Genomic DNA, 23941 nt, shown 5'->3' on the forward strand with positions numbered 1-23941 from the left:
TAGAATTATGCGTTATTATAACCATAACAAAAGAGCAGACGAAATGTTCTTTTGATTACATAAAGACACAGGAGGTATGGTCCATTGACAATTTAACAAAACAAACAGAAGAAAGAGAGGTTATAAAGTGAAACTTCGGGATATTTCTTAAAGGGGCTGTCTGATGACGAGAAAGTCAGATAGCCCTTATTTTTATGCGTAAAATTGCTGCCTGGGGAAGATTTTATCCCGGCAGATCCCCACATTTTGTGATAAAATTTACAAAGTACGAGATTTATCTGCATCCGGCATCCGGTGAAATACTCTCCGGTAAACTGGATGATCAGCTCTGAGAAACAGGATATTTTATGAAAACATATGACCATCGTCCGCAGCGGGAAACACTGCCCATTCCCGGCTGCGGAGAAAAAACGCTGTCGGTGATCCGCAGCAAAAGAAAGACAGCCGCTATTGAAATCAGCCGTCAGGGCGAGGTGCTGGTGCGGGTCCCGGAGCGCATGCCTGCCGAAGAAATCAGCGCTTTCGTGGCCAGCCGGCAGCAGTGGATCCGCAAACATATGGAAAAAGTACAGGCGCGCAGGGAACATCCGGTACAGAAGCTATCGGGCGAACGGCTGCGCCAGTTAAACAGCCTGGCAGCAGTGGTAATTCCTGCCTGTGTGAAGCGGTATGCGGCCCGGATGGGCGTTACCTATGGCAGAGTGACCATCCGCTGCCAGAAAACCAGGTGGGGAAGCTGCAGCAGCAAGGGCAATCTGAATTTTAACTGTCTGCTGATGCTGGCGCCGCCGGAAGTGCTGACTTATGTGGTAGTACATGAACTCTGTCACCGGATCGAGCCGAACCACTCCGCGGCGTTCTGGACGGAAGTGGAGAAAGTTCTGCCGGATTACCGGATTCAGCGGGACTGGCTGAAAGAACATGGCGCCGAACTGATGGATCTGGTCTGGTCCTGACGGGTCAGCGGAAAGGAAGTATAAAAGAAAACATAGGAAAATGGTGGGTTGATGCATGAAATCCCTTGCGCTATCATCAGTACAAAAGCAAAAGACACCGCAAGGGAGGAAGATTCATGGAACGAGAAACTAAGTGCATTCAAGCAGGCTATGAGCCGAAAAACGGCGAGCCGCGCATGATTCCGATTATTCAGAGTACAACATTTAAATATGATACCAGCGAGGATATGGGCAGACTGTTTGACCTGGAGGAGTCCGGCTATTTTTACAGCAGGCTGCAGAATCCCACCACAGATATGGTAGCAGCCAAGATTGCGGCTCTGGAAGGAGGAACGGCAGCGATGCTGACGGGATCCGGACAGGCGGCATCCTTTTTTTCTGTTTTTAATCTGGCGGGAGCAGGAGACCATGTGATCGCATCTTCGACGATTTACGGCGGCACCTATAATCTGTTCCATGTGACAATGCGCCGGATGGGCATCTCATTTACCTTTGTGGATCCGGACTGCAGCGATGAGGAGCTGGAGGCGGCCTTTCAGCCGAACACCAAGTGTGTCTTCGGAGAGACGATCGCCAATCCGGCGCTGATTGTTTTTGATATTGAGCGGTTTGCAAAAGCGGCGCATGCCCATGGCGTACCGCTGATTATGGACAATACCTTCGCGACGCCGATCAACTGCCGCCCGTTTGAATGGGGCGCGGATATCGTCGTGCATTCCACTACCAAGTACATGGACGGCCATGACGCTTCCGTGGGGGGCTGTATCGTGGATTCCGGCAATTTTGACTGGATGGCCCACAAGGAGCGTTTTCCGGGTCTGACCACACCGGATGAATCCTATCACGGAATTGTATACGCGGAGAAATTCGGCAATGCAGGCGCTTATATTACCAAGGCAACCGCACAGCTGATGCGGGATCTGGGGGCTGTGCAGGCGCCGATGAACGCATATCTGCTGAATCTCGGCCTGGAGTCTCTGGCAGTCCGTATGCCGCGGCACTGCGCGAATGCACAGGCAATCGCGGAATATCTGGAACAGCAGGAAAAGATTGCCTGGGTGAATTATCCGGGACTGCCGGGAAACCGCTATTATCAGCGCGCGCAGAAATATCTGCCCAATGGCTCCTGCGGCGTCATCTCCTTTGGAGTCAAAGGGGGACGGGCTGCCGCGGAAGAGTTTATGAAGCATTTGAAAGTGGCGATGATTGCGACACACGTGGCAGATGCGCATACCTGTATTCTGCACCCGGCGAATTCCACACATCGTCAGCTGAGTGATGAGGAGCTGGCTGCCGGCGGAGTGACTCCGGATCTGATCCGCCTGTCCGTAGGAATCGAAAATGTGCAGGATATTATCGCGGATCTGGAGCAGGCGCTCAGCTATGTATAGAGGCCGGCGTTCCCTCATGGATGAGCAGCGGCCGCTTCGTCATGCATAGAGGCTGATACGCAGCCATGGATCAGAGGCTGACACGCAGCCGGAGGATGGAAGCAGTCGTTCAGTCAGGCATTAAAGGCAGCGCTCAGCCAGTGACAGAACCAGTCGCTCAGACAGGGACAGGATCAGAGGATCAGTTAGGGACAGGAAGTGAAGAATATGGACAGAATGGGATCCGAGGAAGTGATTGTGCGTCTCCACAATTCACGGCTGATGCATATGGTATCCATGGATCAGGCCAGGGAGCTGGTAGAAGATAAAATCGGAAAAACCGCCTACTACAGGCGTGGAGAAGCCGTCATCCGGGAAGGGGAGAATATCAGCTGCCTGGCGGTGATCCTGTCCGGAGAGGTCAGCGTGGAACGGGCATTTTCCGACGGCAGCAGCACACAGCTGTATGTGCTTCACGCAAAGGAGATTCTGGGCGTAGAAGCCCTGAGCCAGATTCATTACAAAAGTTACTACTATTTCTGCGCACAGACAGATCTGGTACTTTATGAAATCCCGGTCAGCTATTTTCGCGAACTCAGTACAGTGAACCCGGAGACCCAGCTGATGATTCTCAACCACGTTATGACCGTGCTGTCCCATGATTACAGCCGCCAGCACGAAAAGCTGGACGTGTTATCCTCCGGTAAACTCCGGACCAGGATTCAGACCTATCTTTATTATCAGGCAAAAAAACACCATGCCTTAAGTTTTGAGATTCCCTTTAATCGGGAGCAGATGGCTTCTTATCTGTGTGTGAACCGAAGCGCGCTGTCCAGGGAACTGAGCCGTATGCAGGAGGAAGGCCTGCTGGAAGTGGACGGAAAGCATTTTACCCTGCATTATGAGATATAAGGAGAAAAAATCCGGCAGATACCTTGCGAGGCCACTGCGGATACCTGCGAAGTATACGGAAGGGATCCTGCGACAGCGCCTGCGGAAATCTCTGTGGGCATCCTGCGGAAATGTTTGCCGGAACGCCCGCGGAAAGGACTTGAAAAATGCGGGGGTGATGATAGAATAAGAATGGTGTTTTAGTAGAAAAGATTAAAGAGAGGTAAAAAAATTATGTATGGTTTCGGTATGCTGATTGACAAGCTGAAAAAAGATCCGAAAAAGATCGTATTCACAGAAGGAACAGATCCCCGTATCCTGGAGGCTGCTTCCCGTCTGCTGGCAGGTACTTTCCTGCATCCGGTACTGGTAGGCAAACCAGATGAGATCAGTGCGGCAGCAGAAGAAGCAGGATTTAACATCCGCGGCGCGGAGATCATTGATCCTGAGAATTATGAGAAAATGGACGAAATGGTTGCCCAGTTCTGCGAACTGCGCAAAAGCAAAGGCGTAACTCCTGAGCAGGCAAGAGAGACCCTGAAAGCAGCGAACTACTTCGGTACGATGCTGGTTAAGATGGGCGAAGCAGATTCTCTGCTTGGCGGAGCTACCTATTCCACCGCTGATACCGTACGTCCGGCTCTGCAGCTGATCAAGACCAAACCGGGCAACAAGATTGTATCTTCTGTATTCATCATGGTACGTGAAGGCGCTACCGGTGATAACGAAGTACTGGCAATGGGCGACTGCGCCATTAATATCAAGCCGAACGAAGATGAGTTGGCAGAGATCGCCGGTGAGTGCGCGAACTGCGCCAAGATTTTCGGCGTAGACCCGAAAGTGGCATTCTTAAGCTATTCCACCTTCGGTTCCGGAGCAGGCGAAGATGTAGACAAGATGCGTAATGCCTGCGCCAAAGCAAAAGAGAAATATCCGGATCTTGTCATTGATGGCGAGATGCAGTTTGACGCAGCGGTATCCCCGCGTGTGGCAGCAACCAAAGCACCGGATTCCAAGGTGGCAGGTTATGCCAATACCTTTATTTTCCCGGATATCAATGCAGGTAATATCGGCTATAAGATTGCACAGCGTCTTGGGAACTTCGATGCTTACGGCCCGATCCTGCTTGGCCTGAATGCGCCGATCAACGATCTGTCCCGCGGCTGCAATGCACTGGAAGTATATTCCATGGCTATCATTACTGCAGCTCTGGCATAAGGATTCCAATTCCAGCGAAAAAGAAACCACAGAGGGTTTTTATCAGAAAATCGCCAGTTCCGGCCTGCTGCGGAACTGGCGATTTTTTCGGTGAGATGGCACCACCCGTGGAGCCGCGCAGGAATCCGGAAGATGCCGGGATCTGCGTCTGTCCGGTGCCGGCGACCGTTCGTTTACTCGGCCCAGTGACGGATATTGGCGTATTTGCTGCCGGCGTCAACCGGCTGCGGCGCCGCCGGATCCATCTGCCGCCAGCGGCGGGCAAATTCCCGGGCGTTCCGGATGTCATCGGCATCCGGATGGCTGCGGTAGAGCAGCTTGAAGGAACCGTGGCAGCAGAATTCATCGGTTTCTGCCGGAATGCCTCGTCCGGCCAGCCGGGCACGCATTTTTTTGCACGGATTGGTCACGGCGGCATCGCCGAAGAGGATGATTTTCCCTACTTTGCTGCGGTCAAAGTGGTCAATAAACCCGGTGATATTCGGATCCAGATGATTGGCATAAACCGCGCCGCCCAGAAACAGGATATCGATATATCCGCTCAGCCGCTGGGAGGTGGAGAAGGCTTCACAGCCCAGTTCATCAGCAATCGCCTCAGCCAGCATTCGGGTGTGGCCGCCGCGGGTGTAATAGCGTACGGCATAGGTGTTTTTCTTTTCTTCCATAACAGGTACTCCCTTCCGGCGCCTTTGGCGCTTTCTGCATCGAATGAGGAATCGGAATTCTGAAAAAGGGTTTCCGATTCGTTTTGTTCTGCTCGTTTCTTTCTGATTATAGCAAAAAAATTAAATTTTAGTATTGATTTTTACAGATTGCTGAGATATAATATCATCGTTGCTGAAGAGCAGCAGAAGATCATAAATAAGCACCCTTAGCTCAGTTGGTAGAGCAGTAGACTCTTAATCTATTTGTCCAGGGTTCGAGCCCCTGAGGGTGTATTTAAAAAAAGCACTGTTTTCGATGCGTGGTGACATCGAGGGCGGTGTTTTTTATTTGCGCGGATAATGCTATAATATTTTTCGACAGACAGCAGAAGAGGAAAACATTCTGCTGTTTTGAAATCCGGAGACACCGAAATACTGTTAAAAAGTACGAATACAGGAGGAATCGTATGAAATTAGCTGTTTTATGCGCAGACAATGTAGAAGAAATCGAATGCCTGACCGTTGTGGATTACTGCCGCCGGGCCAATCTGGCCATTGATATGCTGTCCGTTATGGAGCGGCGGATGGTTACCGGAGCACATGGAATCACTTTCCAGACGGACGGGATGTGGACGGATGCGGATCCGGAGGAATACGACGCGCTGATTCTGCCGGGCGGAAGCGGTTATGTGCATTTGCGGGAGAATCCGTCGGTGTGCGATGCTATTGTAAACTTCTGGAAAGAAAAGAAGCTGGTGGCAGCCATCTGCGCGTCCCCGTCGATTTTCGCGGAGCTTGGAATCCTGAAGGGAAAGGACGCAGTGGTGTATCCGGGCATGGAAGTCGTGGATGCGGGTGTAAACTGGCTGGATCAGAGCGTAGCAGTGTCCGGAAATGTGATTACCGGCAAAGGCCCGTCCCGGGCAGGCGTATTTGCCATCGCCGTGATCCGCTATGTGGCAGGGGATGCGGCAGCAGAGGCGGTGAAAGCGGAGGTGCTGAGCATTCACGGCTAGGAAATGCAGAAAATATACTGGAAAAGGATTCAAAGAAAAAGCACCGACAAGTGAAGGCAGGTAAAGGAATGAATGACACGACAGAATTACTGGTAATTGGCGGCGGGGCTTCCGGACTGGCGGCAGCAGCCGCTGCTTCGGAAGCGGGCGTTTCCACGATGCTTGTGGAGGCAAATGCGTTTACCGGTGGAAACGGAGTGTTTCCCAGGGGAATGTTTGCGGTAGACAGTGTCCTGCAGCGCAGACAGCTGATCTTCGCGGATCCGGACAGAATTTTTTCTGAATGCATGGCCTATTCTCACTGGAAGATTAACGGACGGATTGTCCGGCGTCTGATTGAACGGACGGGGGATACCATTCAGTGGCTGATGGATATGGGGGTACCCTTCAACCGGGTCGTGCACCATATGCCGAACCAGTCGCCGGAAGTATTCCACGTGGCACTGGGAGACCATGTTTCGGAGACGACAGGCAGACAGGTGACCCGTGCGCTGGAACAGCGCTGCCGGGAGCATGGAGTAAAGATCCTGACCCGGACCAGAGGCAGGAAGCTGCTGAAAGATGAAAATGGCGCCGTCACCGGGGCAGTCTGCACGGATGCGGAGGGCAGAGAACTGACGATTCATGCCCGGCAGGTGATTATCGGTACCGGAGGATTTGCGGGAAATAAAGAACTGATCCATGAATTCCTGCCGGAGATTGACAGAAAGCATCTGACGGCCACCGCCGGGATGCTGCATCAGGGTGACGGTATTCGGATGGCCAGAGCGGCGGGAGCCGACGTGGAGGGCCATTTTACCATGGAGATCGCGGCACCGAGTATACACGGATTCGGCGGACTGAAGATTCTTATGGGAAAAGCCTGGAATGTCTGGGTGAATCGGCAGGGCAGGCGTTTCGCGGATGAGAGTATCGTGTATAATTTTCCCCAGTCTGCCCATGCGTGTTTGGAACAGCCGGGCAGTGAGCTGTGGGTGCTGTTTGATAAAAGGATCATGGAGCGGACCCTTGCGGATGGAATGGACATTATCGAATATATCCATATTCCGGAGGGGGCAGAGGAGAAACTGCCGGACACCATAGAAGAAGCCATTCAGGCCGGTGTCATGCGGCGGGCAGATTCTGTGGAAGCGCTGGAACAGTGGATCGGCTGCGGCAGCGGAAATCTGCGGCGTGAAATCGAGGAGTATAATACCTGCTGTCTGCAGGGACGGGACAAAATCTTCGCAAAAGACAGACGCTATCTGATGCCGCTGACGGAACCGCCGTTTTATGCCATTCGCGCCGGGGTCGACCTGCTGAATACACACGGGGGGATCCGTGTGGATGAGGAATTCCGGGCGCTGGATCCCTCCGGAAATGTATTGCCGGGGCTGCGGGTGGCAGGGGTGGATTTCGGCGGTGCAGACGCGGATATCTACAATGTCAATCTGAGCGGACATGGATTTTCTTTTGCGGTCAATTCCGGAAGGATCGCCGGCGAGCATGCAGCCAGGGAGCTGCGGGGCAGCCGCGGGTAAAGGCTGTCGCAAGGATGCGTCGGGCAAGGGCTGCCGGTTTCGGAACGGCCGAAAACAGAAGCGAAAGAAACCGGAGTCAGGGAAACAGAAAACAGGAAAACAGTGAAAACCGGGCAGCAGAAAACAGAAACAGGGGGAGAGAGACAGCGTGGAGCAGACAGGAACACAAAACCGGGAAAACCCGTTGGGATATGCGGAGCCGCGGCAGCTGCTGCGGCAGTTTGCCATACCCAGCATCATCTCTATGACGGTGATCAACCTCTATAATCTGGTGGATCAGATTTTCATCGGATGGAAGGTGGGGATGCTTGGAAATGCCGCCACAAACGTGGCATTTCCGCTGACTACCATCTGTATGGCACTGTCGCTGCTGATCGGCATCGGCTATTCGGCGCGTTACGGACTGGAGCTGGGGCGAAAGCATCCGGAAATCGCGGAGCGCACAGTAGGAAACGCGGTACTGATTGCTCTGCTCTGCGGCCTGGGAGTTTTTGCGGCAGCGGAGCTGTGGCTGCTTCCGCTGCTGAAGGCATTTGGAGCGACCCCTTCGGTCCTGCCGTATTCGGTCACTTATGTCAGGATTACGGCAGTCGGCTTTCCGGCGCTGATTCTGGGAAATGTGCTGAGCACCCTGATCCGCGCGGACGGGTCGCCCCGGTTTTCCATGATCTGCACCCTGGTGGGCTGTCTGACCAATATCGCACTGGATCCGATCTTTATGTTCGGTTTTGGCATGGGCGTGGACGGCGCAGCGAAAGCCACGGTGATTTCCCAGTTTTTAGGGCTGGTCATCAGTATTCCTTATTTCTTCCATATGAAGCAGGTGCACCTGGGCCGCGGCGCGTTCCGTCCGGACCTGAAGCTGAACGGACGGAATCTGTCCCTGGGACTGAGCAACTGTTTCACGCAGCTGGCCATTACTCTGGTGCAGATAGTCATGAACAATTCACTGACGTATTATGGCGCCCTGTCCGTCTATGGCGCGGAGATTCCGCTGACGGCTTTTGGCATCGTCATGAAGGTAAACTCCATTGTCATGGGCTTTTTTGTGGGAATCGCCCAGGGAGGACAGCCGATTTACAGTTTTAATTACGGCGCTGAAAAATACGGGCGGGTAAAGACGGTGTACCGCATGGCGATCCGCACCAGTTTTGTGATTTCCGTGGCGGCCTTTGCGGCCTTTGAAGTGTTTCCGCGCCAGATTCTGTCGATTTTCGGAACCGGCAGCCCCCTGTATTTCCAGTTTGCGGTTCGCTTTATGCGGATTTTCCTGTGTATGGTTCTGGTCAACGGCATTCAGCTGATTACCTCCAATTTCTTTTCCGCCATTGCCATGCCCTGGAAGGGAACGGTCCTGGCCCTCTGCCGGCAGACCTTTTTCCTGATTCCGCTGATTCTGATCCTGCCCCGGTTTTTCGGCGTGGAGGGACTGATGTATACCGGGCCGGTGGCGGACCTGATTGCGGCTGCGGCCAGCCTGCTTCTGGTACGGCATGAATTCCGCGTGATGGGTACCGGGGATCTGCAGGAATCCGGAAAAGGCAGGAAACGCGGGGAAGGATGAAAGTACCTGAAAAATACACAAAATATTAACAAATGAAAAGGAAAGATATGTTATAATAACATCTGTCAAAGAGGCGTTCGCTCTTTTTGGCAACATTTTCATACATCTTTTTCGTAAAGCCGATGCTCCCCCCAGACATCGGCTTTTCCATTCACGGAAAAATCTTGCAAGATATAATATATTTAATATAGACTTTGGAGAGAAAATGTAGTAAGATTATTTTCGGAAACAGGAAAGCTTTCATATAGAGGAGGACGAAGCGAAAGATGCAGCAGATAAAAGATCTGATCGGTGATCATGTAAATTTTGTCTTCGTCGGGGAAGCAGGAAGCGGCAAGAGTGAAATCGCCGTGAACTTTGCCATCTGGCTGGCAGAGCTGGGCGAGAAGCCGGTTCATTTCTTCGATATGGATATGACAAAACCGCTGTTCCGCTCCAGGGACGTGAAGGAGGAACTGGAAGCGGCAGGTGTGGATTTTCATTATGAAGTGCAGTTTATGGATGCGCCGACTGTAGTAGGCGGTGTCACCCGCATGCTGAAGGATGAGACTTCCTACGCGGTGTTTGATGTGGGCGGCGACTATATCGGGGCACGTTCCATCGGCGGTTACGCGCCGGGCGTAAACCGTGAGCAGACCCTGGTGTATTATGTGCTGAATTCCTACCGACCATGGTCCGGAGATATCGACCATATCGACGAGACCCTGGGCAAGATTCTCGGAGTATCCCATATTCAGCTGGGGCAGATCCATATGATCAACAATCCGAATAACGGGCACACCACTACCGCCCGGGAATTCATCGAAGGCTGCCGGAAGATGGAGACAATCGTGTCTCCGTATATCGCGGTGGATTTTGCCTGTGTACATGAAAAAATCTACGGAGAAGTCAGGGACTCCCAGCCTGTACCGGTCTTTCCGATTCACCTGTATCTCACTTATGAGTGGCTGAATACGGATCTGCCGGAGGAGGATTTTTCCGCAGCGATTCCCAAGGACGGGCCGCCGGTTCCGGGCCGCGGGTAATCGGATCCTACTGATTTAAACACACCCGGTGTTTGAATGATACATGCAACGACTGTTTGAGAGGAGGAACAATCAAATGGGTAAAGGAACGATCAAGGTTGTGGCAGAGCGCTGCAAGAGCTGTGGCTACTGCGTGAAGTTCTGTCCGAAGAATGTACTGGAAATCGGTACAGAGGTAAACTCGAAAGGTTATGAATATGTAACGCCGGCACGTATGGATGACTGCATCGCCTGCTGTGTCTGCGGACGGATCTGTCCGGACGGTGCGATTGAGATATATAAGAATTAGGAGGTAAAAGAGAGATGGCAAGAGTATTGATGAAAGGCTGTGAAGCAATTGCTGAAGCAGCTGTAAGAGCCGGCTGCAGATTTTTTGCCGGATATCCGATCACACCGCAGAATGAGATCCCGGAATATTTTTCCAGAAGACTTCCGGAAGTGGGCGGCCAGTTTGTACAGGGTGAATCAGAAGTAGCCTCTGTAAACATGGTATATGGCGCGGCAGCAGGCGGAACCAGAAGTATGACTTCCTCCTCCAGCCCGGGAATTGCGTTAAAGAGCGAGGGAATTTCCTATGCGGCAGCAGCCCGTATCCCGATGGTGTATGCAAACGTATCCCGCGGGGGCCCGGGGGTAGGCGCAATTCAGCCGGCGCAGCAGGATTATTTCCAGGCAACCAAGGCATCCGGCAACGGCGGATTCCGTATGATGGTATTTGCTCCTTCTACCGTACAGGAAGCAGTGGATATGACATACCGCGCCTTTGATTACGCGGACAGAGACCGCAACCCGGTACTGATCCTGGCAGACGGTGTCATCGGAACCATGATGGAACCGGTTGTGCTGCCGGAGATGAAATCTGACGAGGAAATCGCCGCAATCAAGGAAAACAAAAAGTCCTGGGCCTGTGTCGGCCACAAATTAGACTATGCCAACAGATCCTGGATTCAGCCGGGACAGTGGGATACCCTGAAGATGCAGGCATGGAACGAAGATGCCGCTGCAGTATATGATTCCTGGGAAAAGGATGTACAGTACGAATCCTATCAGGTGGAAGACGCGGAAGTAGTAATCACTTCCTACGGCATTTCCGCCCGTATCGCAAAATCTGCTGTGGACATCTGCCGCAGAGAAGGCAAGAAAGTGGGCCTGATCCGTGCCATCACCGTCAGCCCCTTCCCGTATCAGGCGTATGATGCCATTGATTACAGCAAGTGCAAGGCCGTGCTGGATGTGGAGATGTCTATCCCGGCGCAGTTTGTACAGGATGTGGAGATGGGCGTAAAAGATCGCTGCCCGATTGAAACCTGCCTGTGCTCCGGCGGCAATATCATGAGCCGTGAAGCGATCCTGGATGCTGTCAACAAACTGCTTGCGAAATAAAATAGGAGGATACGACAATGGAATTACTTTATTCTAGAACCAAAACAATCCAGGAAGACAAAGTATCCGGCTTCTGTCCAGGCTGTATGCACAGCACAGTAATCAAGCTGTTCGGTGAAGTAATGGAAGAGCTGGATATCGTGGATAAAACCACACTGATCACCGGAATCGGATGCTGCGGTCTCCATATGGATTATATTGCATATGATACCATTACCGCGCCCCATGGACGCGCATGCGCAGTTGCCACCGGATTAAAGCGCACCAACCCGGATTCCATCTATGTGACCTATCAGGGCGACGGTGACTTTGCGTCCATTGGTCTGGCAGAATCTGTTTCTGCAGCTAACCGGGGAGAAAATATTACCGTTATCTTTATCAACAACGGAATTTACGGTATGACCGGCGGCCAGATGGCTCCTACGACGCTTCTGGGCATGAAGGCATCCACTGCCCCGAAGGGACGTATCGCGGAGGAACACGGCTATCCGATGCACATGTGTGAGATCCTGGATCAGCTGACTGCCCCGGCTTATCTGGAACGCGTCAGCTGCAACACACCGCAGAATGTGATGAAAACCAAGAAAGCCATCAAAAAGGCCGTGCAGAACCAGATCGACGGCAAGGGATTTTCCATGGTAGAGATCGTTACCAGCTGCCCGACCAACTGGGGACTGGATGCGATGGATTCCCTGAAGTTCATCGAGGAAAAGATGCTTCCGGAATACCCGCTGGGTGTAATCAGAGACAGATAGGAGGGAGATGCAGTATGGAAACAAATTTATGCGTTGCCGGATTCGGCGGACAGGGCGTTATGACGCTTGGCAAATTCCTTGCGTCTGCCACCTGTGATTCAACAGATAAAAACGTGACATTTTTCCCGTCATACGGCGCAGAGCAGCGGGGCGGCACAGCCAACTGCTTTGTAGTAATATCCGATGATATGGTAGGAGCGCCGCTGGGCGATGTGATGGATGACCTGATCGTTATGAACGGTCCGTCCCTGGCAAAATTCCTGCCTACCTTAAAACAGGGCGGCACCCTGTTTATCAACAGCTCTATCGTCGATGAGCCGACGGACCGCCCGGACATCAAGATTGTCAAGGCTCCGGTTACGGAACTGGCGCTGGAGATGGGCAATGCCAAGGTGTTAAACGTAATCATGCTGGGTGTTTATGTCGGTTATACCGAAGTAGTATCTCCGGAAGTGGTATGGGGCACCATCGAGCATAAACTGGCAAAGAAGGCGAAGCTTCTGCCGCTAAACAAAGAGGCCTTTGAAAAGGGACTTGAAATCGGCCGTTCTCAGAAATAAGGGAAACGAGCGGAAGGCTCCGATAAAAACGTGGGAATTCGGTGAAGGAGTCCCGAAACGGGCAGAATCGATACAGGGGAGAACTCTGTGCCGGTTCTGCCCGTTTTCTGCGCTTCTGCGGATAGTTCAGAAAAACACTTGACAGATCGCGGCAGCAGGTATAAACTGTCAAACGTTGACAATATCAACAGTTGACATATTCAACAGTTGAAGCGAGCAATAGTTGAACTGGGGTACAGTTGTCTCGGGAAACTGTCCGGACAGAATGATAAAAGGAGCGCATGCATGACAGATACCGGAAAATCTTTTTTACAGGATGGGAAAATAATCCCCCATATCCAGGTGATCGGTAAGCTGATCCACAGATATCTGGAGCATCAGCCCAGTATCCAGGAAGCGGATGCCATGACCGGTACCAAGGGCTGGATTATCTGCTATATCGCGGAAAACAGCGACCGGGATGTCTACCAGAGAGATTTCGAAGAAATGCTGGGAATCTCCCGATCGGCGGCTTCTAAGCTGATTCACCGTATGGAGCAGAATAATATGATCTGCCGGGAGAGCGTGCCGGGTGACGCCAGGTTCAAGAAGCTGGTGTTGACGGATCGATCCCGGGAATTGTATCACAAGATGATACGGGACTTTGAACGCATGGAAAATGTGGTGACAGACGGATTTACGGAAAAAGAAAAGAAGCAGATGCTGTCCTTCCTGATGCGGATGGAAAGCAATCTGAAGAAATAGACAGATGAAACGAAGGAGGAAACAGATACAGTGAAAAACATCAGAATTTTGATGAAGTCTCTTCGGGAGTTTAAGCTCTCCAGCATACTGGCGCCGGTGCTGGTCATCGGGGAAGTGGCGATGGAAGTGCTGATTCCCTTTATTATGGCGATGCTGATCGATCAGGGAATCACAGCGGGAAAGCTGGATGTGGTGGTCCGTGACGGAATTCTCCTGCTGGTGCTGTCGGTCGTTTCGCTGGCTTTCGGCTGCATTTCCGGGCAGCAGGCGGCGGTGGCATCCACAGGATTTGCGCAGAATCTGCGAAAAGACATGTTTTACCGGGTGCAGACCTTTTCTTTTTCCAATATCGACCGGTTTTCCACATCCAGTATTGTAACCCGTCTGACAACGGACGTAACCAATGTGCAGAACGCGTACCAGATGTCCATCCGTACCCTGGCACGCTGCCCGGTGATGCTGATCTCCGCGCTGGTGCTCTGCTTCCGGATCAACGCGCATCTGTCCATGATCTTTGTGGTTGTAATACCGATCCTTTTTGCGGCTCTGATCTTCCTGATTTTGAAGGTGCATCCGATCTTTGAAATCGTATTCAAGATTTACGACCGCCTGAACGAGGTGGTTCAGGAGAATCTGTACGGCATCCGCGTGGTAAAATCTTTCCGCCGGGAAGCCCATGAAAATGAAAAATTCGGTAAGGTATCCGAAAATCTTTACAAAAACTTCACCAAAGCAGAGAAGACCATTGCCATTAACTTTCCGGTCATGATGTCAGCCGTATTCTTCTGCATGATCGGCATTGCCTGGCTGGGCGCCAGGATCATTGTTTCTTCCGGCGGCACGGAGCTGACCACCGGAGAACTGATGAGCTTTTTCACTTACGCGATGCAGATCCTCATGAGCCTGATCATGATTTCCATGGTATTCGTCATGCTGATTATGGCGCAGGCTTCCGGTGAACGTATTGCCGAAATCCTGACAGAGGAAAGTGATATCCGCAACGGCGAGCATCCGCTGATGGAAGTGCCGGACGGATCCATTGATTTTAATCATGTGAACTTCAAGTATTCCGAGGACGCGGAAAAAGATGTGCTGACAGATATCGATTTTCATATCCGCTCCGGGGAAACCATCGGTATTATCGGCGGAACCGGATCGGCCAAGTCCAGTCTGGTGCAGCTGATTCCCCGTCTGTATGATGTGTCGGAAGGAAACCTGGAAGTCGGCGGACATGATGTCCGGGAATATGATTTGGAGACTCTGCGGAATCAGGTGGCTATGGTGCTGCAGAAGAATGTCCTGTTTTCCGGCACGATTAAGGAAAACCTGCGCTGGGGCAAGGAAGACGCCACGGATGAAGAAATCCTCCATGTCTGCCGGCTGGCACAGGCGGATGACTTTATTCAGGGATTTCCGGATAAGTATGACACTTATATTGAACAGGGCGGCACCAATGTATCCGGCGGTCAGAAACAGCGTCTGTGCATTGCCCGTGCCCTGCTGAAAAAACCGAAAATCCTGATTCTGGACGATTCCACCAGCGCGGTGGACACAAAGACCGATGCATTGATCCGTCAGGCCTTCCTGGAAGAGATTCCGGAGACGACCAAGATTATCATTGCTCAGCGTATTTCCTCTGTGCAGGACGCGGATCGGATCCTTGTCATGGACAGCGGACGGATCAGCGCGGCAGGTACCCATGAGGAACTGCTGAATACCAGCGAGATCTATCGGGAAGTATATGAATCACAGCAGAACGGAGGTGAGGAAGATGCCTAAGATGAGAGGAAAAGCAGGAAGAACCAAAGATCCGAAGGCCGTGATCCGGCGTCTTCTTTCCTATATTAAAGAGTATAAATTCCGATTTATCCTGGTGGTGGCCTTCGTTATTATCAGTTCTGTGGTTACGGCATATGCCAGCTTCTTTATCCAGACACTGATTGATGATTACATCACGCCGATGCTGGGTGGCAAGGCAGCCGATTTCGGCGGACTGCAGCGGTTTATCACACAGGTGATTATCGTATTTGCGGTGGGAATTTTTGCCTCCTATATGTACAACCGGCTGATGATTGTGATTTCCCAGGGCGTGCAGAAGAAGATCCGGGATGATATGTTCCGGCATATGCAGGAACTGCCCATCGGATATTTTGACACACATACCCACGGGGATGTTATGAGCCACTATACCAATGATACCGATACTCTGCGGCAGATGCTGTCCCAGAGTATTCCCCAGATGATGTCTTCTGCCATTACCGTGGTGGCGGTCTTTGTCTCCATGCTGCTGATCAGTTTCTGGACCACGCTGGTGGTCATCGGCTTCTGTTTCCTGATCTTTTTCCTGATCCGGAAAGTGGCGGGGGCCAGCGGAAAATACTTTATGAAGCAGCAGAATTCCCTGGGGGATGTGAACGGATACATTGAAGAGATGATCAACGGGCAGAAAGTGGTAAAAGTCTTCTGCTACGAAGAACGCAATAAGGCAGCGTTTGATGTGAAAAACGGGGAGCTGCGCAGAAACGCCTCCCGGGCGAATGCCTTTGCCAATATCCTGATGCCGATGATGAACAACCTGGGCTATCTGCTGTATGTGGCAGTGGCGATCGTCGGCGGTGTTCTGGCTATTAACGGCGCGGTGAATATCTCCCTGCGGGGCGTCGGCGTACTGACCCTTGGTATGATTGCGTCCTTCCTGCAGCTGTCCAGAGGCTTTGTCAACCCGCTGGCACAGGTATCCCAGCAGCTGAACTTTGTGGTAATGGCACTGGCAGGCGCGGAGCGTATCTTCGAGCTGCTGGATGAGAAGCCGGAGTCCAAAGGCGGCGATATCACACTTCAGCGCGTCCGGGTCAAAGAAGACGGCACTTTTGAGGACTGTACGGAACGGACCGGCCACTGGGTATGGAAGATTCCGCAGGAGGACGGCACCTTTGAGGAAGTGGAGATGAAGGGCGACGTTAAGTTTGAAGACGTGAACTTCTCTTATGTTCCGGGCAAGCCGATTCTGAAACATATTAACCTTTACGCGGAGCCGGGCCAGAAAATCGCCTTCGTAGGCGCGACCGGAGCCGGCAAGACGACGATTACCAACCTGATCAACCGTTTCTATGATATTGATTCCGGAAGCATTAAATATGATGGCATTGATATCGGACGGATCCGGAAATATGACCTGCGCCGGTCACTGGGCGTGGTGCTGCAGGAGGTCAACCTGTTTACCGGCACAGTGATGGATAATATCCGTTACGGGCGGCTGGATGCCACGGATGAGGAATGCATCCAGGCGGCAAAACTGGCCAATGCCCATGAATTTATTCAGATGCTGCCCCATGGCTACCAGACGATGCTGTCCGGCGACGGCGGCGGCCTGTCCCAGGGCCAGCGCCAGCTGATCTCGATTGCCCGGGCGGCAGTGGCGGATCCGCCGGTTATGATTCTGGATGAGGCAACCTCTTCCATCGATACCCGTACCGAGGCCATTGTACAGCGCGGTATGGACGCGCTGATGAAGGGAAGAACGGTATTTGTCATCGCGCACCGGCTTTCCACAGTCAAAAACTCCGATGTGATTATGGTGCTGGATCACGGCGAAATCATTGAACGCGGCGATCATCAGCGTCTGATCGAAAAACGGGGTACGTATTATCAGCTCTACACAGGAGCTTTTGAATTGGAATAACTGAATGACAGGCGGAAATTCCCGCAAGGGAGCCGCCGCATGAATCCGGAAGTCTTTCCCGGCTGCAGTTCCTGCATGCCAAGGGAAGGACTTTTGGTGCTGTATAAAGAAACAGATTCTAAGAGACCGGTTCTTCAGAAGGAAGGGACCGGGACATACATGAGAAGGGAGCTGGAATGAAGTATCCGCATTTTTTACCGAAGAATGGAACTATTGGCTTTATCGCGCCGTCATTTGGCTGTAATATAGAACCGTACCGGAGTGCCTTTGCCAACAGTCTGAAAACATGGAACCGGCTGGGGTTTCAGTATCAGCTGGGCCCCAATGTCTATGAGGGAACCGGCATCGGAATCAGCAGCACGCCGGAGCGCTGCGGACGGGAAATCAATGAATGTTACACTTCCCCGGAATCGGATGTGCTGATTTCCTGCGGCGGCGGGGAACTGATGTGCGAGGATCTGGATTATGTGGATTTTGACCGGCTGCGGGGCGCGGATCCCAAGTGGTTTATGGGATATTCGGACAACACCAACCTGACCTTTCTGCTGGCGACCCTGTGCGATACCGCAGCGGTCTATGGCCCCTGCGCGCCGGCTTTCGGCATGGAGCCCTGGCATCCGGCGCTGCAGGACGCCGCGGATGTGCTGACAGGAGCCGCGGTCCGGATACAGGATGGAAAACAGATCATCACCATGCATGGGTATGAGAAGTATGAAACAGAATCCCGGAAGGACGAGGAACATCCGCTGGAACCCTATCATGTCACAGAGCCCTGCAGACGGATCGGCTATCCGGGACAGCAGGCGGTGTGTTCCGGCCGTCTGCTGGGAGGCTGCCTGGATATCCTGGTGAATCTGATCGGCACCCGGTATGATAAGGTCAGTGCCTATATGGAGCGGTACCGGGAGGACGGGATTCTCTGGTTCCTGGAAGCCTGTGACCTGAATATGATGTCCATCCGGCGGGCCATCTGGCAGATGGACGCAGCGGGATGGTTCCGTTATGCCCGCGGCGTACTGGTGGGTCGGCCCTATCATCACAAAACGGTGGATTTCGGCCTGGATCAGTATCATGCGGTCACCGATCTTCTGGCAAAATACGGGATTCCGGTGATCATGGATCTGGATATCGGCCACATCCCGCCGATGATGCCGCTGGTTCTGGGCAGCTATGCCACAGCGACGCTGGACGGGAACGAATTTACACTGGATATGGAACTGAGACCATAAAAAAACGGAGGCGGTTATGTTTTTCTTAATGGGAATTACACCGGGAAGAAAGGATTTTGATTTTTATCAGAATATGCAGTGCGGCCAGTGCGGCAGCTGGGGACGCTGCCAGGTATTTATGACATACATGGTGCTGTCCCTGTTTTTCCTGCCCTGTTTTCGCTGGAACCGCCATTATTATGTGCAGATGAGCTGCTGCGGGACGATCTATGAACTGGATCGGGAAGTGGGGCGCCGGATTGCCCGGGGGGAAGATGTGACGATACAGGACAGGGATCTTACGCTGGTGCAGTCCGGCGGAGAAAGGTCTGCCTGGGGGCAGATGAAAGTGTGCCCGTACTGCGGGTTTCAGACCGGGGAAGACTATGACTACTGCCCGAAATGCGGAAGCCGCCTCAGCGGGAGATAATCATTTTGCAGATGGGATTGCCCGCGGCGGAGAATTTCTGCTCATATTCGGTCATAATATTCCCCTCATTCAGAACAGGATCCTGATGCAGGTCCCGGGTGACCGCGTCTAACCGCCAGCCGGCCGGCTCGATCTGTTCCAGGGACCAGGAGAAGAGGTCCTGGTTGTCCGTTTTGAACTCAATGGTGCCTTCCGGTTTCAGGATCCGGTCATAACGGGCCAGAAATGCCTGAGAGGTCAGGCGGCGCTTGGCGTGCCGGTCTTTGGGCCAGGGATCGGAAAAATTCAGATAAATCCGGTCAATTTCCCCGGGAGCAAAAAGCGTATCAACAGCAGCGGCGTCTATGCACAGAAAACGCAGGTTCGGAAGGGGATTTTCATCGTATTTCTGGATCGCCCGGTAAAGGACGCTGCAGTAGCGCTCGACGCCGATGTAGTTGACGGCGGGATTCTGTTCTGCCAGTGTCATCAGGAAGCGGCCTTTGCCCATGCCGATTTCCATGCGGATGGGACGGGAGTTTCCGAAGAGTTCCTGCCAGCGGCCGGCCAGGGTTTCATCTGCAGTGACGCATGCCGGATGGGCGGCGACAGCTTCTGCCGCGCCGGGAATATTTCTTAATCGCATAAAGTCCTCCTGTATATCAGATCAATAGTTATTCGGTCCGGCGGGAAGCGGCTTCTGGAAGAACGGCCTGCCGGGGATTCGCAAAACCGCAGGATTCTGCGGCTTTGCTTATTTTAACAGAGGTTGGGGCGCAGGAACAGCGGAATCTGCATTATTGTATAAATATTGAAAACATTTTGACGAAACGCAGGCGAAAAGGTATACTTAGAAAGTATATGTAAAAGAACAGCAGACAATTCAGAGATGAAAGTACAGATAAGCTGCCTGCGGACAGGGCTGACCGCTGCAGCGCATCTGCGGATTCATGGAGAGATTATGTGGAAAAAAATGACCAGATGGGCGGCGATGGCTGCGGCTGCAGTGATCGCAGTCAGCAGCATGTGCGCGCTGCCGGCACAAGCCGTAACCAATGGCCAGACCCCGGCAGCTGCGTCCGGAAGCACCGCGGGCCAGAAAAAGAAGCAGAATATTTACACGGATGAGCAGCTGAACCGGATCGCCCGGGACACTTCCCGGCCGACCGGCTGGCCGGCTGCCGGCGTGGACGCGTCCAAACTGTATGCCAAAAGCGCGGTGGTGATGGATCTTAATACCGGCACCTTTCTGTACAGCAAAAACAGAAACACCAGAAGATATCCTGCAAGCATTACCAAGATCCTGACTGCTTACGTGGCTGTGACAAATTGTAAGAGTCTGAAGGAAACCGTGCAGTTTTCCAAGGACTCGGTCTACAAGACAGAAGGCTCCGGCATCGCCAGGGACGTGGGGGAAACACTGACCCTGGAGCAGTGTCTGTATGCCATGATGCTGGAATCCGCCAATGAATGCGCCTATGCCATTGCGGAGAAGGTCGGAGAAGACATGGGAGGCGGCTACCAGACATTCATTGACAAAATGAATGAAACCGCCAAAGCGCTGGGTTGTACCGGCAGTCATTTCACCAACTGCAACGGGCTGCCGGATGTGAATCACTACACCACAGCCCGCGACATGGCCCTGATCGCGGCAAAAGCATACAGCAATCCCACGGTCCGCAAGCTGGTCAGCACCACCAGCTACAAGATTCCGAAAACAAACAAGCACAAGGAAGCGCTGACCTGCTACAATCATCATAAAATGATCTGCAGCAACCGCACCAACCGTTACCTGTATGACGCGGCAACAGGCGGAAAGACCGGTTATACGGTGGCTGCGTGGAATACACTGGTGACTTACGCGGAAAAAGACGGGAAAACCTACGTCTGTGTCGTATTAAAAACCAGCGCGGACCGGCAGTATACCGAAACAAAGACACTGCTGGAGTACTGTTTCCACAAGTACCATATGGTGAACATTGCCAAAACGGAGAGCACCTATACACCGGATGTGCTGAAAGAGGATCTTTCCCTGGAGATGAACAAGGGCGGAGAGACAGTGACTGCCGCCAGTATCGATCCGGCTGCTTCTGTGATTCTTCCGGCGGGCGTGAGTCTGAAAGACTGCAAGGCAAAACTGGACTACAACGGCAACGATTCCGCGCCGGCCGGCACATTGACCTATACCTATGCCGGCCGCACCGTGGGTACGGCAGCCGTGAAGCTTACGCAGACCAATGCAGGATCCGGCCGTTCCGCTTCAGCGGGAAGCAAAACGGAATCCGGCAGCCGGCTCAGCAGTCTGATCCGGCAGATACGGAATGCATGGGACAGAGTGCCGATGGGATTCCGTGTGGCAGGAATCGCCGGGGCAGCCGTGATTCTGCTGCTGATTATCCTGGTGGTCCGCATCCGGACACTGCGACGCAGAAAGAAGAACGCCGGCAGAGGCAGACGCCGGTTCGGAGGAGCACAGGAAACACGGCACGAATCCCGCAGCAGGGGCAGACGGAAGCGCTCCGCCGCAAGACGGGGAAAAAGACGGTATGAAGACCATCCGCGCTGGTAGCGCCGGCGGCAGAGAAGGAAAGCCGGCAAAGGCGTCACAGACGATGGGAGTTGTCTGAAAAAAAGAATATGCAGCGTTCAAAGGAGAACGGTTATCCTCTGGAAACAGAAGGGGGATACGGTTCTCCTTTTTTGAATAAAAATTCATACAAAAAGGAGGTCAGGTGAAAAATAATACAATTGACAATTCGTTACAAAGGAGTAAAATACATGCATCGAGTAAAAATATATAAAATATACAAATACATAATACATAATTTGTATAATTTTGCTCGAGAGAATTCAGAAAGGAGATGATTCATACGAGCGAACTATCGAGCAGGATTGTCGATGCGATCCATGTCAACACAGCATTCACCATCCCGATTTTCGGCGGCATCAAGATCGCGGAATCCATCGTGGTCATGTGGATTGTGATGGGCGTGATCATGGCAGCGGCACTTCTGATGACTCGTAATCTGAGTGTGGAGAATCCTTCCAGAAAGCAGCTGGCGCTGGAACTGGTGTTTACCAAGATTTACCACTTTTTCTATCGGCTGGTTGGCGAGAACGGAAAGGCGTACATCCCGTATTTTATGTGTCTGATGACATTTATCGGCGTGTCGGACCTGTTTCCGCTCCTGGGATTCAAACCGCCGACGAAAGATCTGAGTGTGACAGCTACACTGGCGGGAATATCCATTATTCTTGTGGAGTACGCGGGAATTCGCGCAAAAGGAGGAAAAGGGTGGCTGAAGAGCTTTACCGAGCCCATCGCCCTGGTGACGCCGCTGAATTTCCTGGAAATTCTGATCAAGCCGTTTTCCCTGTGTATGCGACTGATGGGCAATATGCTTGGCGGATTTGCCATTATGGAACTGATTAAATACGCGGTTCCGGCAGTGGTGCCGGCTTTTGCCAGTCTGTATTTTGATATTTTCGACGGTCTTCTGCAGGCCTTTGTATTTACATTCCTGACCGCTTTGTATATCCAGGAAGCTACGGCAGGAGAAGACGCGCAGCCGCCGCGGGAACGGATCAAAAAGAAGCTGCAGGCGAAAAAAACGCAGCCGGCCCGGGCCTGAGGCAGCACGGGATTCCATCTGAAAACCAGGGATATCTTGGGATATCCGAAAAACAATAGATCACAGACAGTCAGACAGCCAGTCCGACTGCCGGAAAAACAACAGCCGGCAATGCCGGGAAGCAAAGGAGAAATTAAAATGAGTGTAACAGCAATTGGAGCAGGTATTGCAGCAATCGCCTGCGTCGGAGCAGGTTTAGGTATCGGCAACGCAACAGGATCCGCAGTGGATGCCATCGCGAGACAGCCGGAAGTAGCAAGCAAGATTCAGTCCACCCTGATCCTGGGATGCGCGCTGGCAGAGTCCACCGCGATCTACGGTCTGGTTGTAGCGCTTCTGATCCTGTTTACTGCATAATCGAAAGGACGCGATCAAATGTTATCCATTAATGTTGTAAGCATTATCTGGGTTATCGTCAATCTGATCGTCCTGTACGTCTTTTTCCGGAAACTCTTCTACAAACGGGTCAAAGCAGTTATGGACAAACGCAAACAGCTGCTGAACAGCCAGTTTGAAGATGCGAAAAAGAAAAATCTGGAAGCTGACAAACGGAAGGAACAGTATGAAGCCTCCCTGCAGGGTGCCCATGATGAGAGCATGCGGATCATCGAAGACGCCAAGGTACGCGGCGAGAATCTTTACCAGAAAAAGATCCGCGAGGCAGAGGCCGCTTCCGGTGATATCCTGCGCAAGGCAAACGAGACGATTGCGGCGGAACGGGAGAAAGCCAGGAGAGACGCCCAGGCTGAGATTACCGGCCTGGCCATGGCTGCGGCTGCCAAAATTATCAGCAGCGCATCCAATCAGGAGACAGATTCCGATCTGTACAACCAGTTTCTGACAAAGGCAGGAGACACACATGACGCTAACAGCAAGTAAGTACGCCCGCGTCCTGTGGGAGGTTCAGATGCCCATGGAAGCGCTGCGGGAAGCAGCGGAGCTGGTGCATACCGAACCGAAACTGATGCAGGCGCTGGCTGACCCGGAGATATATATTGAAGAAAAATACGCCGTTATTGACCGGCTGTTTCCGGAACAGACGAGAAACTTTATCAAGCTTCTCTGCCGTCAGTCGGAAATCCAGGAGCTGGATGGCATCACGGAGGCGTATCAGCAGTATCTGGATGCACACAGAAGGGTGCTGAAAGCCACGATTTATTATGTGACGCCGCCGGACGAAAAACAGCTGGCAGGAATCGAGGCATTCCTGAAGCGTCAGTATCAGGCGGAACAGGTGGAACTCAGACAGGTGCAGAACCGGGATCTGATCGGCGGATTTGTACTGGAAGCCGAAGGCCAGGAGTATGACTGGAGTCTGCGCGGACGTCTGAACAATCTGACAAACGAATTAAGCAGGAGGTAAA

General features: G+C 52.5%; 24 protein-coding genes and 1 tRNA gene. 23 read left to right on the forward strand and 2 right to left on the reverse strand.

Features of this window, described 5'->3' with window-relative positions; translation table 11 throughout:
- Positions 1 to 347: 347 nt before the first annotated feature.
- The 4 genes from CXIVA_RS05705 to pta all read left to right on the forward strand — a co-directional run bounded on the left by CXIVA_RS05705 (position 348) and on the right by pta (position 4435).
- Entirely contained in the window at positions 348 to 956 is a 609-nt protein-coding gene (locus tag CXIVA_RS05705; RefSeq protein ID WP_013977046.1) for a SprT family zinc-dependent metalloprotease, read from the forward strand.
- A 116-nt stretch (positions 957 to 1072) separates the two neighbouring features.
- Positions 1073 to 2347 carry a PLP-dependent transferase gene (locus CXIVA_RS05710; protein WP_013977047.1) on the forward strand — a complete coding sequence of 425 codons (1275 nt, stop codon included), beginning with the start codon at positions 1073 to 1075 and terminating at the stop codon, positions 2345 to 2347.
- A gap of 207 nt (positions 2348 to 2554) precedes the next feature.
- Positions 2555 to 3238 (forward strand): Crp/Fnr family transcriptional regulator, encoded by a 684-nt coding sequence (locus tag CXIVA_RS13370; protein ID WP_013977048.1) that lies wholly within the window; start codon positions 2555 to 2557, stop codon positions 3236 to 3238.
- A 213-nt stretch (positions 3239 to 3451) separates the two neighbouring features.
- Positions 3452 to 4435 (forward strand): phosphate acetyltransferase, encoded by a 984-nt coding sequence (pta, locus tag CXIVA_RS05725; protein ID WP_013977049.1) that lies wholly within the window; start codon positions 3452 to 3454, stop codon positions 4433 to 4435.
- Positions 4436 to 4608: 173 nt separating this feature from the next.
- Here pta and CXIVA_RS05730 read toward each other — a convergent pair whose 3' ends face one another.
- Positions 4609 to 5100, reverse strand: a complete 492-nt coding sequence (locus CXIVA_RS05730; RefSeq protein WP_013977050.1) for a flavodoxin — start codon at positions 5098 to 5100, stop codon at positions 4609 to 4611.
- A gap of 200 nt (positions 5101 to 5300) precedes the next feature.
- On the opposite strand from CXIVA_RS05730, the gene CXIVA_RS05735 reads away from it, so the two are divergent.
- The 14 genes from CXIVA_RS05735 (at position 5301) to CXIVA_RS05800 (ending at position 18966) form a co-directional block, all read left to right on the forward strand.
- Positions 5301 to 5373: transfer RNA gene (locus CXIVA_RS05735), tRNA-Lys, on the forward strand.
- A gap of 173 nt (positions 5374 to 5546) precedes the next feature.
- On the forward strand, positions 5547 to 6095 hold the full coding sequence (locus CXIVA_RS05740) for a DJ-1/PfpI family protein (protein WP_013977051.1): 549 nt from the start codon (positions 5547 to 5549) through the stop codon (positions 6093 to 6095).
- A 68-nt stretch (positions 6096 to 6163) separates the two neighbouring features.
- Entirely contained in the window at positions 6164 to 7615 is a 1452-nt protein-coding gene (locus CXIVA_RS05745; RefSeq protein WP_013977052.1) for an FAD-dependent oxidoreductase, read from the forward strand.
- A gap of 148 nt (positions 7616 to 7763) precedes the next feature.
- Complete coding sequence (locus tag CXIVA_RS05750) at positions 7764 to 9179, forward strand: MATE family efflux transporter (protein ID WP_013977053.1); 1416 nt, start codon at positions 7764 to 7766, stop codon at positions 9177 to 9179.
- 266 nt (positions 9180 to 9445) lie between these two features.
- A complete protein-coding gene (locus CXIVA_RS05755) occupies positions 9446 to 10204 on the forward strand; it encodes a hypothetical protein (RefSeq protein ID WP_013977054.1) in 759 nt (252 codons plus the stop codon).
- 76 nt (positions 10205 to 10280) lie between these two features.
- A complete protein-coding gene (locus CXIVA_RS05760) occupies positions 10281 to 10493 on the forward strand; it encodes a ferredoxin family protein (protein ID WP_013977055.1) in 213 nt (70 codons plus the stop codon).
- Between the two features lie 14 nt (positions 10494 to 10507).
- On the forward strand, positions 10508 to 11587 hold the full coding sequence (gene vorB / locus CXIVA_RS05765) for a 3-methyl-2-oxobutanoate dehydrogenase subunit VorB (RefSeq protein WP_013977056.1): 1080 nt from the start codon (positions 10508 to 10510) through the stop codon (positions 11585 to 11587).
- 17 nt (positions 11588 to 11604) lie between these two features.
- Positions 11605 to 12342: a thiamine pyrophosphate-dependent enzyme gene (locus CXIVA_RS05770; RefSeq protein ID WP_013977057.1), complete on the forward strand. Its 738-nt coding sequence runs from the start codon at positions 11605 to 11607 to the stop codon at positions 12340 to 12342.
- Positions 12343 to 12356: 14 nt separating this feature from the next.
- Entirely contained in the window at positions 12357 to 12902 is a 546-nt protein-coding gene (locus CXIVA_RS05775; protein ID WP_013977058.1) for a 2-oxoacid:acceptor oxidoreductase family protein, read from the forward strand.
- A 285-nt stretch (positions 12903 to 13187) separates the two neighbouring features.
- Positions 13188 to 13646, forward strand: a complete 459-nt coding sequence (locus CXIVA_RS05780; RefSeq protein ID WP_013977059.1) for a MarR family winged helix-turn-helix transcriptional regulator — start codon at positions 13188 to 13190, stop codon at positions 13644 to 13646.
- A gap of 51 nt (positions 13647 to 13697) precedes the next feature.
- Entirely contained in the window at positions 13698 to 15425 is a 1728-nt protein-coding gene (locus CXIVA_RS05785) for an ABC transporter ATP-binding protein (protein WP_041728535.1), read from the forward strand.
- On the forward strand, positions 15418 to 17328 hold the full coding sequence (locus CXIVA_RS05790; RefSeq protein ID WP_013977061.1) for an ABC transporter ATP-binding protein: 1911 nt from the start codon (positions 15418 to 15420) through the stop codon (positions 17326 to 17328). The genes CXIVA_RS05785 and CXIVA_RS05790 overlap by 8 nt, the downstream gene beginning before the upstream one ends.
- Positions 17329 to 17504: 176 nt before the next feature.
- On the forward strand, positions 17505 to 18557 hold the full coding sequence (locus CXIVA_RS05795) for a S66 peptidase family protein (RefSeq protein WP_013977063.1): 1053 nt from the start codon (positions 17505 to 17507) through the stop codon (positions 18555 to 18557).
- A gap of 16 nt (positions 18558 to 18573) precedes the next feature.
- Positions 18574 to 18966 carry a zinc ribbon domain-containing protein gene (locus tag CXIVA_RS05800; protein WP_013977064.1) on the forward strand — a complete coding sequence of 131 codons (393 nt, stop codon included), beginning with the start codon at positions 18574 to 18576 and terminating at the stop codon, positions 18964 to 18966.
- On the opposite strand, the gene trmB is transcribed toward CXIVA_RS05800, so the two are convergent.
- Positions 18953 to 19591, reverse strand: a complete 639-nt coding sequence (trmB, locus tag CXIVA_RS05805; RefSeq protein ID WP_013977065.1) for a tRNA (guanosine(46)-N7)-methyltransferase TrmB — start codon at positions 19589 to 19591, stop codon at positions 18953 to 18955. The genes CXIVA_RS05800 and trmB overlap by 14 nt on opposite strands.
- Positions 19592 to 19834: 243 nt before the next feature.
- Between trmB and CXIVA_RS13375 the strand changes: the two genes are divergently transcribed.
- The 5 genes from CXIVA_RS13375 to atpH all read left to right on the forward strand — a co-directional run bounded on the left by CXIVA_RS13375 (position 19835) and on the right by atpH (position 23940).
- Entirely contained in the window at positions 19835 to 21514 is a 1680-nt protein-coding gene (locus CXIVA_RS13375) for a D-alanyl-D-alanine carboxypeptidase family protein (protein ID WP_050979221.1), read from the forward strand.
- A gap of 292 nt (positions 21515 to 21806) precedes the next feature.
- Positions 21807 to 22577, forward strand: a complete 771-nt coding sequence (locus CXIVA_RS05815) for a F0F1 ATP synthase subunit A (RefSeq protein ID WP_013977067.1) — start codon at positions 21807 to 21809, stop codon at positions 22575 to 22577.
- A 138-nt stretch (positions 22578 to 22715) separates the two neighbouring features.
- Positions 22716 to 22934 (forward strand): ATP synthase F0 subunit C, encoded by a 219-nt coding sequence (gene atpE / locus CXIVA_RS05820; protein ID WP_013977068.1) that lies wholly within the window; start codon positions 22716 to 22718, stop codon positions 22932 to 22934.
- Positions 22935 to 22952: 18 nt separating this feature from the next.
- Positions 22953 to 23456, forward strand: coding sequence for a F0F1 ATP synthase subunit B (gene atpF / locus CXIVA_RS05825; protein ID WP_013977069.1), 504 nt, complete (start codon positions 22953 to 22955; stop codon positions 23454 to 23456).
- Positions 23437 to 23940, forward strand: coding sequence for an ATP synthase F1 subunit delta (atpH, locus tag CXIVA_RS05830; RefSeq protein WP_041727663.1), 504 nt, complete (start codon positions 23437 to 23439; stop codon positions 23938 to 23940). Before atpF ends, atpH begins: the two co-directional genes overlap by 20 nt.
- Position 23941: the final 1 nt, after the last annotated feature.

Origin of the sequence: Clostridium sp. SY8519 (assembly GCF_000270305.1) — a bacterium.
In the GTDB taxonomy this organism is placed as follows: Bacteria; Bacillota; Clostridia; order Lachnospirales; family Lachnospiraceae; genus SY8519.